The organism is Bacillus hominis, assembly GCF_018332515.1.
In the GTDB taxonomy this organism is placed as follows: Bacteria; Bacillota; Bacilli; order Bacillales; family Bacillaceae_G; genus Bacillus_A; species Bacillus_A hominis.
This window is the reverse complement of record NZ_BOQD01000452.1, coordinates 1-634: the sequence shown is the minus strand read 5'-3', so window position 1 is coordinate 634 and position 634 is coordinate 1. Positions and strand designations below refer to the sequence as shown.

Annotated in this window: 1 protein-coding gene and 1 pseudogene; one reads left to right on the top strand and one right to left on the bottom strand. The window is 33.1% G+C overall.

Annotated elements, in window-relative coordinates; genetic code table 11:
• A pseudogene (locus KI356_RS26255) lies at window positions 1-158 on the top strand (EamA family transporter); the annotation flags it as partial.
• A gap of 42 nt (window positions 159-200) precedes the next feature.
• Here KI356_RS26255 and KI356_RS26250 read toward each other — a convergent pair.
• On the bottom strand, window positions 201-634 hold a 434-nt coding region (locus tag KI356_RS26250), incomplete at its 5' end, for a GNAT family N-acetyltransferase (protein WP_212936909.1).

The following is a 634-nucleotide window of genomic DNA, read 5'->3' as shown; positions in this document are numbered from 1 at the left end:
TTTCAATGAGTATTTTAGGTGAAACAATTGGTACTTGTGTTCTAGCCTATTTTATTTTGAGTGAAACCATTACTTTACAACAAGCACTAGGAATTTCAATTATTTTCATTGGATTAGCATTATTTTTATTACAACCGAAGCTACCGAATCGCAAATAACAATTAAAAAAGCATGACATTGATTTGTCATGCTTTTACATATTAATTATGTACAATTAAACCATCAGGTCTAAAACGACTCATCATAATTTCATTTATAAACTTTCCGTGAGCCTTTAAATTCCCTACCTTTACCCCTTCTACTACAAATCCGAATTTTTCATATAGATCTTTTGCTTTCGGATTCGTTTCTAAAACACCAAGTTCTACTCTCTCTAACATTAACCAATTATCAGCTAAATCAAGCATTTTTGTAAGGAGTGCTTTGCCAATACCTTTATTATGATATTCGCTGTCTACCCCAATAAATAAATCGCCTGAATGAGATCTTCGTCCCGGACTTTGTGTTAAGCCAATAAAACCTACTACTTCCCCGTCATACTCTGCAACAAATTCAAATTGATTTGGTGCTAAGTTTCGAATTCTATTTTCCATAGCGTCTACACGCATGCTAGGTAAGAAAACCATATAAGGTA